Source organism: Bacillus sp. RC252, from assembly GCF_044909215.1.
Taxonomy (GTDB): Bacteria; Bacillota; Bacilli; order Bacillales; family Bacillaceae_G; genus Bacillus_A; species Bacillus_A mycoides.
The window spans coordinates 1-17,866 of the sequence record NZ_JBIYDV010000008.1 but is presented as its reverse complement, the minus strand read 5'-3'; the positions used below and the strand labels follow the sequence as shown (position 1 = coordinate 17,866).

Below are 17,866 nucleotides of genomic sequence, written 5' to 3'. Positions count from 1 at the left end.
TTAAATAAAACGTACTATATATTTTAAGAGATATGTTGTTTGAAATTATTTGAGAAAAATAGGAAGATTTTCAACTATATTCATATTATAATTTAGTTATTCGGCCATTTGTGGAGAAGGGCTACCCATAAAACACTGAATAAATTTTCACTTTACATCATCTCTGGAGGTGTTCAATATGCAACATGCATTTTCACGTATAAGGCTACGTAGTTTTTTTGGATGGATGATTATAGGGATGTTCCTGACAATGATTCCATTAAGTTTATCAGGTGCTTCTGACAATACGATAGAGTTACTGTCACAAATATCAATATTTTTTGCATTTCCACTATTGTGGCTATATTTAAAAACAAGTAAAAATAATGTTGTTTTTAAAAGCTTTTTTGATAAGCCTGGACGTTTACATTGGGGGTTAATTGTATTAGCAACGATCATGGGAATGGTTTTTGCAGTCGGTATATCCCAAATTCAATTTTATATTTTAGCACATACTTTACCTGATTTCTTAGTTACCATGTTAGAAGATGGAAATGTAATTAATACGAGTAACATATACATGACGGTATTTACTTTCATTTCAGCATGTGTATTAGCCCCAATAATGGAAGAGGTTATTTTTAGAGGTTTTTTCTTGCAGCGAATGGCTTACAAATGGGGGATTAAACGAGCGGTTATTATATCCTCTCTTATTTTTGGACTAGGACACTTTGATGTTATCGGTGCTTTCATGTTCGGTGTTATTATGTGCCTTCTATACATAAAGACAAAAAATATATGGACGAATATTGCTGTGCATGCTCTAAATAATTTGATTGCAACGAGTATGCAATTTGTAGGTGGAGATGGAAGTGACGCAATCTCGATTACTGAATTACAAGCACAAAGTAATTTATGAATCGGCATTGGTCTTGTGATTATCGGTTTATTATGGTTCATTCCTTTTACTTGGAACCAGTGGCGTACAGTAAAAGAAGTTGGTGTGCCACCGATTCGTTTCATAAATGAAGAAAAAGTAGTGAATACATCAGAAGAAAATGAAATATATAGCCAAGTGATAGTAACAGATAGATTGATGGCTGTAGAATTACCTGATGAAGCTGTAAATAAGCTTCGGTTAGAAGAAAATGATTATGTAACAGTTTCTGTAGAAGAAGATAAAATTGTTATAAAGAAAGCGCATAATAGATAATTAAAAAGTAGCTCCTAAAGAGCTACTTTTTAATTTGTAATAATCTCTACACGAAAATTATTACCGTTCTTTACATATTTAATATCTGTAACGATCCGAACGGTTTTTAGAAGTTCAACTTTTTCACCAATTCGAGGGATGGTCGGAACATTGTCCCAAATACCAAGCAAGTCATCTAATTGTGCCGTTTTTTCATAAAACCAGATTTTCAATGTAAAGCCCCTTTCTCGAACTTTATGTATTTTAATACATGATATATCATTTTTATTCTTAATGTAAGGGGTTTTTACTCTTTTTGTGAATAAAGATGAATTAATCTTCTGGGAATATATGTTCAATGTCCGGAGTAAGAGCTACTTCTGATAATACGATATGAGAAACTGTCGTTGCATATGAAGAAACATCATTGATAAATTCTTCAAGTTCAACGAGTGAAGGAACAGAGATTTTTACAATGTAGCACAAGCTTCCTGTTACTCGGTAACAAAAACTTGCAGATGGATAAGACTGAATAAACTGTTGCATACGTGTTGTATCACCATTTTTTAAAGTGATTTCTAAAATACAATCTAAAACAAGTCCTGCTTTTTTATAATTGATATCGATTGTGTATTTTTGAATAATCCCTTCACTTTCAAGTTTACGTACACGTTCTGTAGTAGACGGAGCCGATAAGTTTACTCGTTTTGCTAATTCACGCATCGAAAGGCGGCTATCATTATATAATTCATTTAAAATTTTTCGATCAACACGGTCTAATTGCATTTGTAAATATACCTCCAGTAAAATGATAATTTTTGTAAAGAAAAATTAAAAATTAAGATTCATATGAAATGTAAAGTGAACTTTATTTATTTTACAATAAAAAAGAAGGAAATAGGAGGGGAAATGATGGAGAGAATTACATTATCAAATGTAGGAGATACAAAGTTTCAAAAATTATTAGGTCATAATCCAGATATATTAAATTCGTGGAGTACGTTAGAGAATACACTGTATAGTACAGGGGCCCTTTCCGTAGAGTTAAAGGAGCAAGTAAGAAGAACATTAGCGTTTGGGAATGAATGTCCGTACTGTATGGCAAAGGGAAAGCCGGATGATATACAAAAAATAGAAGAAATTAGCGTAGCCGTTACTTTTGCACATGCATTTGTTCATGACCAAAAGGCGATAGATGATAATATGTTTCATATATTAAAACAATATTGGACTGAAAAAGAAATTGTAGAGCTTTGTGCCTATATTTGTTTTATTACTGCTTCGCAGCAACTTGGTTTTCTGTTTCAATTACAGCCCAATTAATTAGGAGGATATTATGCTTAATCAAGCAGCACTTATAATCATTGATGTACAGGAAGCATTTAACTTACCATACTGGGGCGTGAGGAATAACCTTTTGGCGGAAGAAAATATGAAAAGTTTGTTAGAAGAATGGAGAAAAAGAAAACTACCAGTTTTTCATATTCAACATGTAAATAAAGAAAATGTTCAATCGATGTTTTATCAACATGCGGAAACGGTAAACTTTAAAGAAGAAGTGCAACCAATGCCAGATGAAATAATTATCCAGAAATCCGTTAATAGCGCGTTCATTGGGACAAATTTGGAAGAACAATTAAGACAACAAAAATGTAATACGGTAGTGATTGTAGGATTAACAACAAGTCATTGTGTGGAGACTACAACACGGATGGCAGGTAATTTAGGGTTTACAACGTATTTAGTGAGCGATGCGACGGCTACATTCAATCGTAAAGGTCTGGACGGGACAGAGTATAGTGCAGAGGACATTCACAATATGACACTTGTAAACTTACATGATGAATTTGCCAAAATCGTTACGACTGAAGGTGTTTTAAAATTATTTCAAGAAAATAATTGTGGAATTATGTAGAAAAAAATAAGAATATTTCGTATAATCTAAGTATAATCATTTTGAAAATAGGGGTGGCATCATATGGAGCAAATTTCAGTAAAGAAAATAGAAAAAGTACTCGTTTTAGCAGGAGAGGATAAACAAAAGCAAAAGGAATTTTATGAATTGCTCTTATCAACGGAGTTTTATGTTGCTGGTTCACTTGAAGCAGAAGACGGGGCAACGGAAGGAACACTTCGTTTGCGTCATTTCCAAGGAGAGGGTAGATGGATCGTTCCGTTCTTTACACAATTGAAATTTGTAAAAGATGTGTTGCCAGAAGGTACGCCCCTTATTACGATACGTGGAAAAGAATTATTTGGTGGCATTGAGAAGGATGCAACAGCTGTATTAAATGTTGGTACTGATATAAGTAAAACATTTATTCCAGAAGAGATTTCAGATATCTCATCTGGACGGATTTTTAATTATTATAAGTAAAAGGAAAAGCTTAGCAGCTTTTCCTTTTTAATTTGAACATGGAGTGGCTATACCAGAAGAAATAGAAACAGTTTTGTTAGTTGTATTTATTGTTGCTGTAGCTCCGAGGGGAATACCGATATTTGGACTTATATGTCCAATCGGTAAACCGAATAACACAGGTATATTATATGGCGTGAAATATTCATATAATATTGTTTGCAATGATTGAGATGGCTTAGAAGGGTTGCAGTCGTGACAACTTGTAAAAATAACGCCGCTGCATTCATTAAACTGTCCAGATAAAAGTAGTTGATTTAACATCCGGTCAATGCGGTACGGTTCTTCACCAATATCTTCAAGCAATAAAAGTTTATTTGATGTATTTATTTCATAGGGCGAGCCAATTATACTTGTTAACACAGTTAAATTCCCTCCAACTAATGTGCCTGTAACTGTACATGGAGAGGTAGGTACGATACATTCTGATGCATATAAGATAGATGAATACGGATGGAATAGTTGATTGAAAGAAGATAAGGAGAGAGAATCTATACCTTTTCCTAATTCTTCAATCATTGGACCATGAAAAGTAACCAGCTCCGCATAACGTGAAAAGGCAGTATGTAAAGCCGTAATATCGCTATATCCCCAAAAAATCTTTGGATTCCGTTGAATGATTTCATATTGAATGTAAGGGAGGAGACGAGCACTGCCGTAACCACCTCGTGCACAAAAGACTGCTTTGACCTCAGTATTTGTAAATGCTTCATGTATATCATCAAGACGAACTTGATCACTTCCAGCTAAATATCCATATTTTTCATAAACACTCTTTCCAATTATTACGGATAATCCCATCTCTTGTAATACGTTCACACCTTTTAATATATTCTCAAGTGTTGGTGGGCCAGACGGTGCAATAACCATTACTGTATCACCTTTTTGCAACGCATTTGGATAAATCATTGTTCTCAGCCTCCTTCTCTTTCAATATATTCGCTTGAGCGAAAGTTCAATCCTTGTAAAAGAAGGGGAAAGCATGTCATATAAAGAAGGTATAGGGAAAGTAGGAGGGAAAATGATGTTTACAAGTCGAGTAATAGATATATTACAAATTAAGTATCCGATTATTCAAGCAGGTATGGCAGGAGCGATTACAACGTCAGAACTTGTTGCAGCTGTGAGTAATAGCGGAGGATTAGGTACGCTTGGAGCAGGGTATATGAGCCCAGAACAAATCCGTGAAGCGATTTATAAAATAAGGGAACTAACAAATAAGCCTTTCGGTGTTAATTTACTTTTAACGAAAGAGATACAGATAGAAGAAGAGAAGGTAAACGAGGCGAAAGTATTACTTAGTGGAGTGAATAGAGAATTAGGTATAGAGGAAGAAAAGACTTTAAAACTTCCAAAAAGCTATAAAGAACAATTACAAGTATTATTAGAGGAAAAGGTACCAGTCGTTAGTTTTGCATTTCAAACGTTAGAAAAAGAAGAAATAGATGATTTGAAAAAGGAAGGGATAAAAGTTATCGGAACAGCTACCCATGTAGCGGAAGCGAAAGCACTTGCTAAGTTAGGGGTAGATATTATTGTCGGGCAAGGTAGCGAGGCAGGAGGGCATAGAGGAACGTTTATTGGGAAAGAACAAGATGCGATGATTGGTACATTTGCATTAATCCCGCAATTAGTAGCGGAAGTACCTCATATCCCGATTGTTGCAGCAGGTGGTGTAATGAATGGGCAAGGGCTTGTTGCGGCATTTGCGTTAGGGGCAGAGGCTGTTCAAATGGGGTCAGCCTTTTTAACGAGTGAAGAAAGTATTACGCATGACGTGTATAAAGAGGCGATTTTACATAGTACAGATACGAGTACAACGGTAACCCGTGCGTTTTCCGGGAAATATGCACGGGGTATTCGTAATGAATTTATAGAGAAACATGAAGGAAGAGAAGAGAATTTACCGATGTATCCAGTGCAAAACGTATTAACTTCAAAAATACGTCAAGAAGCAGCGAAGCAAAATAAGGAAGAGTATATGTCGCTTTGGGCGGGACAAGCATCATCATTAGCACGAACGGAATCAGCTCAGCACGTAGTGAAACGTGTCATGAAAGAAGCAGAGAACGTAATTGAACAATTACAAGATGTATATAAAAAAAGACCACTTGAATAATTCAAGCGGTCTTTTCGTTAGTTTGCTTTATAAAATTGTTGGATAGCTTCGTCGATGTAAACCCAGCCTTTCCAACCTAAGTGCATATGATCTTTTAAGAAGTACTTATCATATTCATGATTTGAGAAATCAGCAATTGGATAGCCAGCTTGCTTAATTTGCTCATGAACTTTATTGTAGTATAATTCGCGTTTTTCTTTCGGGAAGCCAGCGTAATCATACCAAGGACCTTTTACAGGAACAGAAATGAAGAGCGGTTTTGCGCCAGATTGTTTTAATAAATCAAGTACAATTTGTAAATCTTCATATTCTGGTGATTGGTCATAAGCATCATTTTTTAAGTAACCTTCACGTTGTTTTAATTTCTTCTTAATTTTGCTATTGAAGTAATCATCTTCGATACCATATTCGTTAGAGCTTGATTCTACTGCACCTGTTTGATCAGCATGCTTACGAGCTTCTTCCCAGTTCATTTGTTTCAATGATGGATCAAGCTGTTCTTTATGTGGCTTAATATTAAACATAGCTGTAAATAAGTCTTTACGATCTAGAATGTTACGATAAATATAAGCGAAAGGTTTAGCAGCAAGTGCTTTTACTTTATACTTTGTATCATCGTAGGCGATACCTTCAAGTGAAATTTTTAATAAAGTTTCTTTTTTAACAATCTCAAAGTTTAATAAGCGTTTTGCAATTTGTTTTTTCATTTCAGGTTTTAAATCATCGTTGAAAATGAAGTGGTAACCTTGTTGTTTTGAAAAGTTAGGTGCAAAGTGTGTCTCATCAATACCTTGTGGTACAAACCATTGCGGAGAAAGAACGAATATCATTTTCTTATCTTTCAATTGATCCATTGTAGATGCGAAGTTTAATACATGTACAAGGTCTTGTGTTCCACCGCGCCCAAGTAGGAATGGTGTGAATCCTTCAGGCTTTACTTTGAAATAATTCGATGGATGGAAAGCATCCATACGTGCGAATTCCGATGAACCGTACATCGGAAGATATTTCGGGTCTGCTAACATCTTTTGCTGTAAAATCATACTTTGAATCTTTTCTTCTTTTAAAGAAGTCGCAGCTTGTTCTACTTTCTCATCACTTAAAAGTGGAAGTAGGAAGCGCGTTGGAATAAGTAAGAATACAGCAAAAAGGGCCAATGCTAAAAGCATCGGACCAAATTTTACTTTGTTCATCGGATTTCTTCCAACTTTTTAATAACCATATTTGGTGTAGCCCATTCATCGCGGTCAAAATCAGAAATAGAAACTTCAATCTCTAAACGCTCTTGGAATTCTACTAATAAAGATACTACAGCGAAAGAATCAAGAATACCTTCTTCAAATAATTGAACATCTAAGTTTTCTTTCACAATATCGTTTTCACATACTTCTTCTAAAATATCTAATACTTGCTCTTTGAATTCTGCCATTTTTAAAATCTCCTTTATATCCGAAATATATTATATGTGCAACTTCTTAATGGGATAAGAAGGGTGCATTAAAAGTATCTGTTAAGGTGTCCAGAGAAGATCAGGAAACCGAAACATACAACGTGGAACGTAATTACAATCGCAAGGACGTGTGTAAATTTATTGTTTGGCCAAAACTTATGCTTCTTGTTTTTTCGTTCGAAAATATCGAATAAGATAAACAAGGCAGCGTGATATAGACCATAAATAACATACTGCGCAACAGCGCTTCCTTGGATGTGCCAAATTCCCATAATGAAAAAGTTTAAAAATGCACCGATATACGAAATTGTGTAACGGTTCTTAATTAACTTTTTCTTCGTTGCAAAAAAGACGAAACGCATGTAAATAAAATCACGGAACCAGAATGATAAACTCATGTGCCAGCGGTTCCAGAAGTCTTTAATGTTACGACTAAGGAATGGCTTATTAAAGTTTTCTGGAGTTTTAATTCCCATCATGTAACTGATACCAATTACGAACGCACTATAACCTGCAAAGTCAAAGAATAACTGCATGCTAGTAGCGTACATAAAAATCACATTAGATAAAAGTGTATCTTGATTGGCGAATACTGCCTTTACAAGATATGTTGTTATCAAGTGCGCGATTATAAATTTATACAGAAAACCTTGGAAAATACGGTTAATCCCTGTATATAGTAACTTTTGATATTCCTCAGCACTAGGCGGCTTTTGAATATCTTTTTGGAATCTACGGTAACGATCGATAGGTCCACTTGAAATCGCAGGGAAGAATAAAACGAATTCCCAGAAATTAAAGAAGGAAAGTTCTTTAATTAAATTATCACGAACTTCAAAGACCATCTGTACAGCTCTAAATGTTACGTAAGACATACCTGCGAAAACAATAAAATGCAATTCAGGTACAAACGGTGCGATTTTTGCCAAAATAAGCGGTAAAATCGATAAAATAACAGCTATACAAAACGTGAATGTACTATTATTTTGTTTTCTTAAAATTAAATAGCCTTTAATAAGGGCATATTGCCAAATAATAAATGCGGCTAACATGATTGCTTGCTTCGGTTTATCAGAGAAGATAATAACGAGCATTACTAATGTTAAAACGGCATTATATTTACGCAACATTTTACCTTTTAATCCAGCTATGATAGTAGGTATTAATAAAATGCCTACTATAGCGAAAAAATAAAATGATCCATATGCGGTCATGCTGTAACCTCACTCAATAATTTTTTGCGATCTACCTTTCCATTTGGTGTCATTGGAATAGAAGATTGATACATGAATTTACGTGGAATCATGTAATTTGGTAATCGCTCATTGAGTTCTTTTTTGATTGCAGATGTTAATTTGAATTCTTTTTCAAACGAATGCTCTCCAGGAACAACAACCGCTAATAAGTAATCATATTTTTCACCTTTTTTAATTGGAACAACAACTGCACCTTCTACGTAAGAACACGCGCGAAGATGATGTTCGATTTCTTCTAATTCCATTCGATAACCATGAAGCTTAATTTGGAAATCAAGACGACCATTATAGAATAGAAGACCATTTTCTACATAGCCAGCATCACCTGTTTTATAGGCGCGCTCACCATCAATCATGGTAAATACTTTTTCTGTTAATTCAGGGCTTCCTAAATAGCCAACGCTTACGCTTGGACCGACAATTACGATTTCACCTTTTTCACCGTCAGGTGCAATTGTACCATCTTCTTTCATAATAAGAAGGCGACAGTCTGATTTACAGTAGCCAACTGGAAGTGATTTGTATTGATCAAGCACTTCTTCTGTAACGTGAATGCCTGTTACAGCAACAGTAGCTTCTGTTGGACCGTACGTATTCATAATTGCTGCTTTCGGGAAACGCTCAATTAATTTTCTAGCTACTTCATTTGGTAACACTTCACCGCAGAATAAGAATGTTTTCATGTTTGGTAGCATACTTTCAGAGAAAGAGGCTTCCATTAAACACATTTCTGCGAAAGATGGTGTCGAAGTCCATACTTGTATATCCGATTGCTCTAAAGAAGCAAACAAGTCTTTTGGACGTGCAATCATGTCTTTATCGATTGCCCAAAGTGTACCACCTGTTACTAATGATGGGTAAATATCCATTACAGATAAATCGAATGAGAAAGGTGCTTGGTTTAAGAATACTTGCCCTGTTTGTAAGTTGAAATCTTCTACAGCCCATTTTGTAAAGCTAACAAGACAGTTATAAGTAATCTGAACCCCTTTCGGATTACCTGTACTTCCTGATGTGTAAATAATGTAGAAGTTCTCATCACCTTTTACCGCATGTTCAGGATTTGGAGTATTCCCTTTATGAGTAAAGAAAATATCTTTTAAGTTATCTTCACTTGTAATGCGAACTGGTAAGTCCGTTACCGTTACTTCTGCCCCTGATAACAGTAATTTCGCACCAGAACTTTCAGCAATACGTTGTACACGATCAGCTGGAATAGATAAATCTACAGGAATGTAAGCATGTCCAGCTTTTACACAACCTAAAAAGTTAATAATCATTTCAGGTTGCATATGGCCATAAACCATAATTGGTGAACGATCATCTGGATACTCAGAAGAAATCCAATGTGCTAACGCATCAGAATCTTCCTTTAATTGTTTGTACGTAATTTTCGCATCTCGCCAAACAAAAGCGGTTTGATCAGGCGTTTCTACAGCCCACTTTTCAATTTGTTCTAATAACTTCATAACGTTCCCACCCTAGAATTCATTGTAAATAAATGTACTTGTGTTTGTATCATGGAATCCATACAACCAAAGTAATGCAAATAAAATTGCAAGGTAATAAACCGTCTTTGCAACCCATTGTGTGAGTGGTTGAGACCATATCTCTTTTAATCTTTCCATGTCTTTCCCTCGCTTAATGAAATAATAGCTCTTTGTAGGTATCATGTCCTACATGATTGTGAAAAAAACAAAATCCCACATTTTAGGTAAAAATAAGTCAAAAGGCTCTTTTCTGATATTAGCACTAAATACTAAAAAAGAAAATCCCTAACTTAGCAATTATATTACATTCAGCATGAATTTGTAATGGGTTTGACATGTAAATAGGAAGTGGATTGTGTGAATGTATAAAAGTGGATTGTGAGAAGGCGAGAAAATATAATATTTGTTTTGTTATTCCTGAATTGGAGTGGGTTAATAATCACTGGGTACTTAGTACATTTTCAAGGTATAGAGCCTTTTAAAAGGAGGTAATTATTATGAAAAGAGAGTGGAGGAGTGTTATTTCAGAGGAAAATATCATTAAATGGAGACGGCATTTCCATAAGTATCCGGAATTATCGTTTCATGAAAAAGAAACTTCGCAATTTATATATGAAACATTATGCTCATTTTCTTCTTTTGAAGTAACGAGACCAACGCAGTACAGTGTGCTAGCAATTAAAAGAGGAAGGCAACAAGGAAAAGTAGTTGCGATTCGAGCTGATATAGACGCATTACCAATTCAAGAAGAGACACTAAAGCCATATGGATCGGTTAATAAAGGTGTAATGCACGCATGCGGGCACGATGCACATACAGCTATTTTATTAAGTACAGCAGAGACGCTAGCAAATATGAAGGAAGATTTTGCAGGCGAAATCCGTCTGTTCTTTCAGCACGCAGAGGAAGTGTATCCCGGTGGTGGACAAGAAATGGTGGAGGCCGGTGTTATGGACGGCGTCGATTATGTAGTAGGTTTGCACGTTATGTCTGGATTAGAAAGTGGAAAGATAGGAATTGTATATGGCCCTATGATGGCAGCACCAGACGTATTTACAATTGAAATTTTAGGAAAGGGTGGTCACGCGGCACGACCAGAAGAAACGATAGATCCTATTGCTATCGGAGCACAAATTATTACAAATTTACAACATATCGTATCAAGAAATACAAGTGCTTTTATGCATAGAGTAGTGTCAGTTACACAATTTCATGGGGGGATGGCCGATAATATCATTCCTAGTGCAGCAGCTTTAATGGGAACTGTTCGATCTTTTAATCAAACATTAAGAGAGGAAGCAAAAGAGAAAATTGAGCAAATTGTAAAAGGAATTACAGAAGCACATGGGGGAGATTATACATATACGTATCGTTACGGATATGATCCAGTTGTTAATAATGAGTACATTACGAAAATAGTAGAAAAAAGTGCGATAAAATTGTTCGGAAATCAGCGTATTGTGCATCTTGAACCTTCTATGGGAGGGGAAGATTTTTCAGCGTATTTAAGAAAAGCACCTGGTTGTTTCATTAAATTAGGAACAGGGAATAAAAATATTGATACTTGTTATCCACATCATCATCCGAAATTTGATGTGGATGAATCGGCTTTAATTAATGGAGTGGAACTATTTTTAGAGGCAACTATAAGACTACTAGAAATTGATAAAGCATAAAAAAAGGCAACTGCACTCTATTGCAGTTGCTTTTATTTCTTCCGTCAGAGAGGGCTGAGAAAGAACTATGCTCATTTATAGTATATGAATAGCTAACGGACAAGCTTGTACATTTTAACTATTTTTAAAAAAATAGTTATTGACTTTGATAATCAATTTCAATTAATCTAATGGTATAATTGAAATTGATAATTATTATCAATAAAATAGATGAGGAACCTTAATGAGAAAAACATTTCACCTTTTACGAAGGGAATTAAAAAATAAAGATGTTGATAAGCATATTGAATGGCAACGAAATATAATTCGTTCTGAATATGTAGGTGAGAAGAGTACACTTCAAACAGAAAAAGAGATACAAGGTAAAAGGAGAGGTTCAGTTGAGTAAGTTAGTAATGATTTTTGCAAGTATGAGTGGAAATACAGAGGAAATGGCTGACCATATTGCGAGTGCGATTCGTGAAACAGAAAATGAGATTGAAGTAATTGATATTATGGATACACCAGAAGCTTCTATATTAGAGCAATACGACGGTATTATTTTAGGTGCTTATACTTGGGGAGATGGTGATCTTCCTGATGATTTTTTAGATTTTTATGATGCAATGGATTCTATTAACTTAACTGGTAAAAAAGCAGCTGCATTCGGTTCTTGTGATTCGGCTTATCCGAAATACGGGTTAGCGGTTGATATTTTAATAGAAAAGCTACAGGAGCGCGGGGCAGCAGTTGTGTTAGAAGGATTGAAAGTAGAATTAACGCCAGAAGATGAAGATGTAGAAAAATGTTTACAGTTTGGAGCTGAATTCGTAAAACACCTTTCTTAATGGCAGAAGGGAGATGAAGAGCAATTGCATGAAAAAATCTCAATCAAAACGATGACAGATTACCATTTGTATGATTTTATGCGTTGTCCACAAAAATTTTATTTCCGTCATATAAAAAGAAGAGAACCTTCTTCATTTGAATGGCAACAAATAGCGCAAATGATTGTGAATCAAATTATTAATGAATATTACACGCTACCTGCGGGCCAACAAACGAAAATTGTACTTTTAATATTAATAGAAAAGTATTGGAAAAAAGTAAGGATTAATATGTTTGCTTCAAAGGCGGAGTACTATATTGTTTTAGCGAAGCTAACTGATCACTTATTACAGTTTGTTGAAAGGGATGATAGTCAGGCACCGCCGTTATTTTTATATGAGAAGTTTCAAACATATATGGAAGAGTTAGGTGTCCACATGTCATTGACATTTGAAGTTGGTGAGTGGAGTACTGAATCGTTTGTAATTAAAAAGTATGTTGTCGATGCGGATGAGGAAATGCTTGCTCTTTGTCAGAAGCTAATGACAGTATTCAGTTATAAAGCTTTCGGTATTCTTCCAGGGAAAATTGAAGTTATTAATTTAATAGAAGGAACTAAGTATGAGTACATTCCAAAGCAGGAAGATATTATAACTGGAATGGATGATTTATTTAGAATGAAAGAAATGTTGCAGCAACCTGAGCACTATACAGAGCGTCATTTTCGTTATGAGTGTATGAGTTGTGCGTTTCGTAGTGAATGCCAAAGGGAAGAAGTAAAGAAAGAAGCGAAGCAGAAGAAAAATATAGTACATTAAAGGATGCAAATTTGCATCCTTTTTTGTTATTGACATGAAAAGCTTTTCATCATTTACCGTATATTTGTAGCAGATTAATAAAGGGGGGAATAATCAATGAAAGATGAAATGAAAGTATTTCAATGGTTAAAAGAACAGAATGCTCCTTTTGGAATTCAACTGCAAATTTTACAGGCGTTTCAATTGTATAAAGTTATTGTTGAAATGGATAAAAAATTAATGATGTATGAGGAGAGAGAGTATAGGGAGAGAATTTAATCTCGTCCCTGTAGTATTGCTTTAAGCTGTTCTTCATTCTTCTTTAATGTTATTTCATTGTTTGTTTCAATGTTATAAATAAGGTTATGTAGTAAAGGGCTGTATTGATAAAAGGTAGTGATGCGGTGAATGAGTAATGGATCGCGGTGAGAAATAACTGCACTGTATTGTTCATATACAGATGTAGTAAACTCATGACCGAAATCATAATATAGCCCAGCGAAATCAAAAGCGGGATCGCCAATTTGAGCATCTCCAAAATCGATAACACCTGAAATGTTTTTGTGCAGGTTGTTAAATAAAATGTGATGATGTGTAAAGTCGGCATGAATGATTGCATTTTGAAAGGTAGATTTAGTTATACAGGTAAAGAAACTTTCGAATAAACGATTTAAGGCTAATTTCTGTAATGAAGTAAGACTATTAGTAAGATATTGATTTAATTTTGTTTGTAGTTCTTTCCAGTAGGTAAGTGTTTTTTCGATAGGGAACCCTAGCGTTTCAGTACGTTTTAAAGGAATACTATGTAAAGCCGCAAGGAAAGTGGCTAATTGTGTAATGATTGCTTTCAATTCTTTTTTCTCTAGCTCGGTAACTATTTCAGTTGTTAACGGTTCACCGTGAATGAGAGGATAATAGCTACAAAATGGAACGGTATTACAATTATTCTTATACAATAGTTTATACTTAGGGACTGCAATTTCTTGTAATGAATGAGAAAGAATAGTGCACAGTTCTTTTTCTAACGGAATTCGCTGTGCATATTCAAGTTTTCGCGGGAAACGAAATAGTAGTTCGTCATTTATAATAACCGCTATATTATCCCAACCTTCTTCATTTTGTTTATATGAATGTATAGAAAGACCGGGCAGAGCTTCTTTTATATATTGTTTGTAAGAGTCCATAATTGTTCCTCGTTTCTAAGTTAAAGGTAGGTTATTCCACTTTATGATATCAGAATTTTCTTTCTATATGTTAAAATATAACTATCATTATGGAGGAGGGTGGGGTGCATTACGAAGAAAAGAATATTAATCATTTCTCTATGTATCGCTTTTGGATTATTTTGGTCATATAAAGAGGAGGTTTTTTCCACTTTTAAACCGATAGATCGCTACGAGTTAAATAAGGAATTAAAGAACAAAAGTATAGAAACTTTAACTCATAAAGAAAAGAAAAATGTAGGAGAACACTTTGTGACAGCGCAACTAGCAGTGTTTGAGTTTAATAATAAAGAAGATGTGAAACGAAAAGGTGAAGAAATATTTGTAAATAGAGGGTATGAACAGCTAATAGAAAATTATTACCCAAACCGTTTTCGGGATTTAGAGTATAAATTTACAAACGAAGAGATACGTGAAGAGACAGATGAGAGTTTTCGCTATCATGCTGTAGCGTACGTTACTGGTATTGAAAATGGCAAGAGAAGTGAAATGAAATTAAATTATGACATGAAAATTGTAAAGGTTAATAATTTATTCATGGTGTTAGAACAAAAACAATATGTACAATAAAAAACCCTCTAGAAGCAGAGGGACTTTAAAGATTTTCATTTTGTTGACCAAGTTCTTTTTGAGCAATGTATAAATTTCCTTGCTCAACTTGTTTCAGTGTATGAACAGAATCTCCTGCATATCCTTTTTCTGTTTTAACAGTTCTTTTTGAACGATTTGAATCTTGTTTTTTCATATAATAGACCACCCTTCCTTAAAAATAGACGAAAATGATGAGCACGAGTAATACAGCTGCGAAAATGGTAATGCCCATTAAAAAAGAAGTGTTTTTATATTTAGGTGGTTTATGTACATCTTGCCGATATCCAGGTGAAATTTCAGGGGCGAATTCTTCATCGAATGATTGTTTCTTTTGTTTTTCGTCCATATGTATCCACCTTTCTTTTTCATTATGTTACACGTTACAAGAAAAAATATGCATGAAGAAAACAGCCGCTATATCATTAGCGGCTGCTTTGCGTTGTATATTTTCTTTGTACTTGAAAGAGACGGATAAGCAGGAAGATTGCCCCAAATGCTAGACCGATAATAAGACCGATCCAATAACCTTTTGCTGCCCAGTCAGTATAAGTTGCTAACATGTAGCCAAGAGGTAGACCTATTACCCAATAAGCTATTAATGTCATAATTAAGGCAACATTTACGTCTTTATAACCACGAAGTGCTCCTTGTACTGGAGTTGCAATCGCATCTGAAATTTGAAATAAAATCGCGAATATAAGAAATTCTTTAGCTAAATGATGGACATTTGCATTTGTCGTATAAATAGAAGCAATTTCATCATCAAAGAAATAAAGAAGGATTGAATATAAAAGAGCGAAAGCAAGGGCTAACCCAATTCCGATAAATCCATATTGTTTCGCATTATTGTATCGTTTTGCTCCAACTTCAAATCCAACGGCTATCGTCATTGCCATTGCTAAACTTAAAGGAGTCATATATAACAAGGAAGCAAAGTTCATAGCTGCTTGATGTGCTGCTATTGTTGTCGTACTAAAATTGCTCATCATAAGTGTTACCGCAGCGAAAATACTCGTCTCAAAAAAGATAGCAAATCCGATAGGGACGCCAAGTTTCAGGAATTCCTTCCAGCTAGTAAAGGAAGGGCGGTATAACTGTTTAAAGATATTGAAAGAAGCGAAAGGCTCTTTCGTACGAATAATAATGACGGTAATAATTAAAATACACCAATATGTTGCTGCAGAAGCGATTGCCGCACCAACACCACCGAGTTTTGGAAAGCCAAAGTGACCAAAAATTAATAAGTAATTTAATACTACATTAATTGGTAATGATAGTAATGTAATAATCATCGTTGTTCGAGTTTTTCCTAATGCATCAATAAATCCACGTAAGACGGTGTAAGTAAATAAAGGGATAATTCCAATCGCGATAATACTTAAAAATTGTGCTGCAATACGTTCCACGGGTTCTTCTAATTGCATGCCATTTAAAATAGGTGAAACAGCGAAGAATCCGATAAGGATAACAACGAAACTAGCACAAATTGCTAAATATACTGCTTGTATGACAATGTGAGGAACGTCCTCCTTTTTCTTTGATCCAACGAGCTGTGCAACAATAGGAGTAGTAGCCATTAAAATTCCGGTTAAGCCGGTACTAACGGGAAGCCATATACTTGTTCCGATAGCAACACCCGCTAAATCAATAGGACTCGCATGTCCTGACATTGTCGTATCAAAAAAGCTCATCGCAAATAATGACATTTGCGTTACAAAAATCGGAAAAAAGAGTAATGAAAATTGCTTTAACTTTTGTGAGAATGAAGTAGTTTCTTTCATAAAATCCCCTTTCAACGTAAAAAACAAACTCTTATTATCATACAATTTAATCAAAAAATAGAAAAGAAATAAGCGTATACAACAAATAAAATCAATAAAAAAAGGATGCACTTTGAAAAGGGATAAGGTATTATGATAAGGTGTGAAAAAATTACATATTCGTTATTAAGGAGGCACTACTTGTGGCTGATTGGTTAATTGGTTTAATCATGGGTGCTGTTGAAGGGTTAACAGAGTTTTTACCAGTATCATCAACAGGACATATGATTTTAACAGGACATTTAATTGGATTTGAAGACGATAGAGCGAAAGTTTTTGAAGTTGTAATCCAATTGGGATCGATTTTAGCAGTTGTTGTTATATTTTGGAAACGTCTATGGTCATTAGTTGGAATAGGGAAAGTAACTGATGGACCATCGTTAAATTTATTACATATTATTATCGGGATGATTCCTGCCGGCATACTCGGCGTATTATTCCATAGTGCAATTAAAGAAGTTTTATTCGGTCCAGGACCGGTTGTTATTAGCTTAGTAGCTGGTGGTATTTTAATGATTGTTGCTGAGAAGTTTTCAAAACCAAGTACAGCAAGAACGTTAGATGAAATCACATATAAGCAAGCATTTACAATCGGAATGTTCCAATGTTTAGCACTTTGGCCAGGATTTTCTCGTTCTGGATCAACAATAAGTGGTGGTTTATTAGCACGTGTTTCGCATACAGCGGCAGCGGAATATACATTTATTCTAGCGGTGCCAATGATGGTAGCTGCAAGTGCCTTAGATTTAATTAAAAGCTGGGATATATTAAGCGCGGCTGATATACCATTATTTGCAACTGGATTTATTACAGCATTCGTTGTTGCGATGCTTGCAATTGTTTCATTCTTAAAATTATTAGGTCGTGTAAAACTAACACCGTTCGCTTACTACCGTTTCATTTTAGCTGCGGTATTCTATTTCTTCATTATGTAATAAAAAAACCTGCCGAAATCTGAAGTGAACCCGAATAGTGGTACATGAAAAAAACACCTCCTGAATTCGCATACTAAGTATGCAAATTCAATGGAGGTGTTTTTCGTTTGAAGAC

The 17,866-nt window shown here is 34.9% G+C and carries 23 protein-coding genes and 1 pseudogene; 12 read left to right on the top strand and 12 right to left on the bottom strand.

The features are described 5' to 3' along the window. Positions 1-178: 178 nt before the first annotated feature. Positions 179-1,192: pseudogene (locus ABH960_RS13130) on the top strand (CPBP family glutamic-type intramembrane protease). Positions 1,193-1,221: 29 nt separating this feature from the next. Here ABH960_RS13130 and ABH960_RS13125 read toward each other — a convergent pair. Both ABH960_RS13125 and ABH960_RS13120 read right to left on the bottom strand, forming a co-directional pair. Further along, the gene (locus ABH960_RS13125; RefSeq protein ID WP_000707108.1) at positions 1,222-1,404 is read right to left on the bottom strand and encodes a DUF3913 family protein; all 183 of its coding nucleotides are present in this window, start codon (positions 1,402-1,404) and stop codon (positions 1,222-1,224) included. A 100-nt stretch (positions 1,405-1,504) separates the two neighbouring features. Next, positions 1,505-1,957 (bottom strand): Lrp/AsnC family transcriptional regulator, encoded by a 453-nt coding sequence (locus ABH960_RS13120; protein WP_002011610.1) that lies wholly within the window; start codon positions 1,955-1,957, stop codon positions 1,505-1,507. A 123-nt stretch (positions 1,958-2,080) separates the two neighbouring features. Here ABH960_RS13120 and ABH960_RS13115 point away from each other — a divergent pair, with 123 nt between their 5' ends. From ABH960_RS13115 to ABH960_RS13105, 3 genes are all read left to right on the top strand, one after another. Beyond that, the gene (locus ABH960_RS13115; RefSeq protein WP_170935223.1) at positions 2,081-2,494 is read left to right on the top strand and encodes a carboxymuconolactone decarboxylase family protein; all 414 of its coding nucleotides are present in this window, start codon (positions 2,081-2,083) and stop codon (positions 2,492-2,494) included. 13 nt (positions 2,495-2,507) lie between these two features. Next, positions 2,508-3,086, top strand: coding sequence for a cysteine hydrolase family protein (locus tag ABH960_RS13110; protein ID WP_404445627.1), 579 nt, complete (start codon positions 2,508-2,510; stop codon positions 3,084-3,086). Positions 3,087-3,149: 63 nt separating this feature from the next. Next, positions 3,150-3,548 (top strand): SseB family protein, encoded by a 399-nt coding sequence (locus tag ABH960_RS13105; RefSeq protein WP_002135134.1) that lies wholly within the window; start codon positions 3,150-3,152, stop codon positions 3,546-3,548. 27 nt (positions 3,549-3,575) lie between these two features. Here ABH960_RS13105 and ABH960_RS13100 read toward each other — a convergent pair whose 3' ends face one another. Further along, a complete protein-coding gene (locus ABH960_RS13100) occupies positions 3,576-4,496 on the bottom strand; it encodes a S66 peptidase family protein (protein ID WP_002011617.1) in 921 nt (306 codons plus the stop codon). Between the two features lie 73 nt (positions 4,497-4,569). Here ABH960_RS13100 and ABH960_RS13095 point away from each other — a divergent pair, with 73 nt between their 5' ends. Then, entirely contained in the window at positions 4,570-5,706 is a 1,137-nt protein-coding gene (locus tag ABH960_RS13095) for an NAD(P)H-dependent flavin oxidoreductase (RefSeq protein ID WP_002140949.1), read from the top strand. A 17-nt stretch (positions 5,707-5,723) separates the two neighbouring features. On the opposite strand, the gene dltD is transcribed toward ABH960_RS13095, so the two are convergent. From dltD to ABH960_RS13070, 5 genes are all read right to left on the bottom strand, one after another. Then, positions 5,724-6,899 (bottom strand): D-alanyl-lipoteichoic acid biosynthesis protein DltD, encoded by a 1,176-nt coding sequence (gene dltD / locus ABH960_RS13090; protein WP_113936993.1) that lies wholly within the window; start codon positions 6,897-6,899, stop codon positions 5,724-5,726. Next, positions 6,896-7,135 carry a D-alanine--poly(phosphoribitol) ligase subunit DltC gene (dltC, locus tag ABH960_RS13085; RefSeq protein WP_002011622.1) on the bottom strand — a complete coding sequence of 80 codons (240 nt, stop codon included), beginning with the start codon at positions 7,133-7,135 and terminating at the stop codon, positions 6,896-6,898. The genes dltD and dltC overlap by 4 nt, the downstream gene beginning before the upstream one ends. 68 nt (positions 7,136-7,203) lie before the next feature. Beyond that, a complete protein-coding gene (dltB, locus tag ABH960_RS13080; RefSeq protein ID WP_002126234.1) occupies positions 7,204-8,370 on the bottom strand; it encodes a D-alanyl-lipoteichoic acid biosynthesis protein DltB in 1,167 nt (388 codons plus the stop codon). Next, positions 8,367-9,881, bottom strand: coding sequence for a D-alanine--poly(phosphoribitol) ligase subunit DltA (dltA, locus tag ABH960_RS13075; protein WP_002086765.1), 1,515 nt, complete (start codon positions 9,879-9,881; stop codon positions 8,367-8,369). The genes dltB and dltA overlap by 4 nt, the downstream gene beginning before the upstream one ends. A 12-nt stretch (positions 9,882-9,893) precedes the next feature. Next, the gene (locus ABH960_RS13070; RefSeq protein ID WP_002011626.1) at positions 9,894-10,040 is read right to left on the bottom strand and encodes a teichoic acid D-Ala incorporation-associated protein DltX; all 147 of its coding nucleotides are present in this window, start codon (positions 10,038-10,040) and stop codon (positions 9,894-9,896) included. Between the two features lie 359 nt (positions 10,041-10,399). Between ABH960_RS13070 and ABH960_RS13065 the strand changes: the two genes are divergently transcribed. From ABH960_RS13065 to ABH960_RS13045, 5 genes are all read left to right on the top strand, one after another. After that, on the top strand, positions 10,400-11,578 hold the full coding sequence (locus ABH960_RS13065; protein WP_113936995.1) for an amidohydrolase: 1,179 nt from the start codon (positions 10,400-10,402) through the stop codon (positions 11,576-11,578). A 223-nt stretch (positions 11,579-11,801) separates the two neighbouring features. Further along, entirely contained in the window at positions 11,802-11,966 is a 165-nt protein-coding gene (locus ABH960_RS13060) for a hypothetical protein (RefSeq protein WP_181777915.1), read from the top strand. Next, positions 11,959-12,405, top strand: a complete 447-nt coding sequence (locus tag ABH960_RS13055; protein ID WP_113936996.1) for a flavodoxin — start codon at positions 11,959-11,961, stop codon at positions 12,403-12,405. Before ABH960_RS13060 ends, ABH960_RS13055 begins: the two co-directional genes overlap by 8 nt. 24 nt (positions 12,406-12,429) lie before the next feature. After that, positions 12,430-13,203 (top strand): hypothetical protein, encoded by a 774-nt coding sequence (locus ABH960_RS13050; protein ID WP_404445617.1) that lies wholly within the window; start codon positions 12,430-12,432, stop codon positions 13,201-13,203. Between the two features lie 96 nt (positions 13,204-13,299). After that, positions 13,300-13,461 (top strand): hypothetical protein, encoded by a 162-nt coding sequence (locus tag ABH960_RS13045; RefSeq protein ID WP_000651005.1) that lies wholly within the window; start codon positions 13,300-13,302, stop codon positions 13,459-13,461. On the opposite strand, the gene ABH960_RS13040 is transcribed toward ABH960_RS13045, so the two are convergent. Beyond that, a complete protein-coding gene (locus ABH960_RS13040) occupies positions 13,458-14,366 on the bottom strand; it encodes an aminoglycoside phosphotransferase family protein (RefSeq protein WP_113936998.1) in 909 nt (302 codons plus the stop codon). The two genes, ABH960_RS13045 and ABH960_RS13040, sit on opposite strands and share 4 nt — an antisense overlap. A 99-nt stretch (positions 14,367-14,465) precedes the next feature. Between ABH960_RS13040 and ABH960_RS13035 the strand changes: the two genes are divergently transcribed. Beyond that, a complete protein-coding gene (locus ABH960_RS13035; RefSeq protein WP_404445613.1) occupies positions 14,466-14,975 on the top strand; it encodes a biotin transporter BioY in 510 nt (169 codons plus the stop codon). A 25-nt stretch (positions 14,976-15,000) separates the two neighbouring features. Here the strand turns inward: ABH960_RS13035 and ABH960_RS13030 are convergent, their stop codons facing one another. The 3 genes from ABH960_RS13030 to ABH960_RS13020 form a co-directional block, all read right to left on the bottom strand. Beyond that, complete coding sequence (locus tag ABH960_RS13030) at positions 15,001-15,150, bottom strand: hypothetical protein (protein ID WP_000743737.1); 150 nt, start codon at positions 15,148-15,150, stop codon at positions 15,001-15,003. Positions 15,151-15,168: 18 nt separating this feature from the next. Beyond that, the gene (locus ABH960_RS13025) at positions 15,169-15,342 is read right to left on the bottom strand and encodes a hypothetical protein (RefSeq protein WP_000343684.1); all 174 of its coding nucleotides are present in this window, start codon (positions 15,340-15,342) and stop codon (positions 15,169-15,171) included. A 76-nt stretch (positions 15,343-15,418) separates the two neighbouring features. Further along, complete coding sequence (locus tag ABH960_RS13020) at positions 15,419-16,777, bottom strand: MATE family efflux transporter (protein ID WP_113937000.1); 1,359 nt, start codon at positions 16,775-16,777, stop codon at positions 15,419-15,421. A gap of 182 nt (positions 16,778-16,959) precedes the next feature. Between ABH960_RS13020 and uppP the strand changes: the two genes are divergently transcribed. After that, positions 16,960-17,751, top strand: coding sequence for a bacitracin resistance undecaprenyl-diphosphatase (gene uppP, locus ABH960_RS13015; RefSeq protein ID WP_002086752.1), 792 nt, complete (start codon positions 16,960-16,962; stop codon positions 17,749-17,751). Positions 17,752-17,866 lie beyond the last annotated feature (115 nt).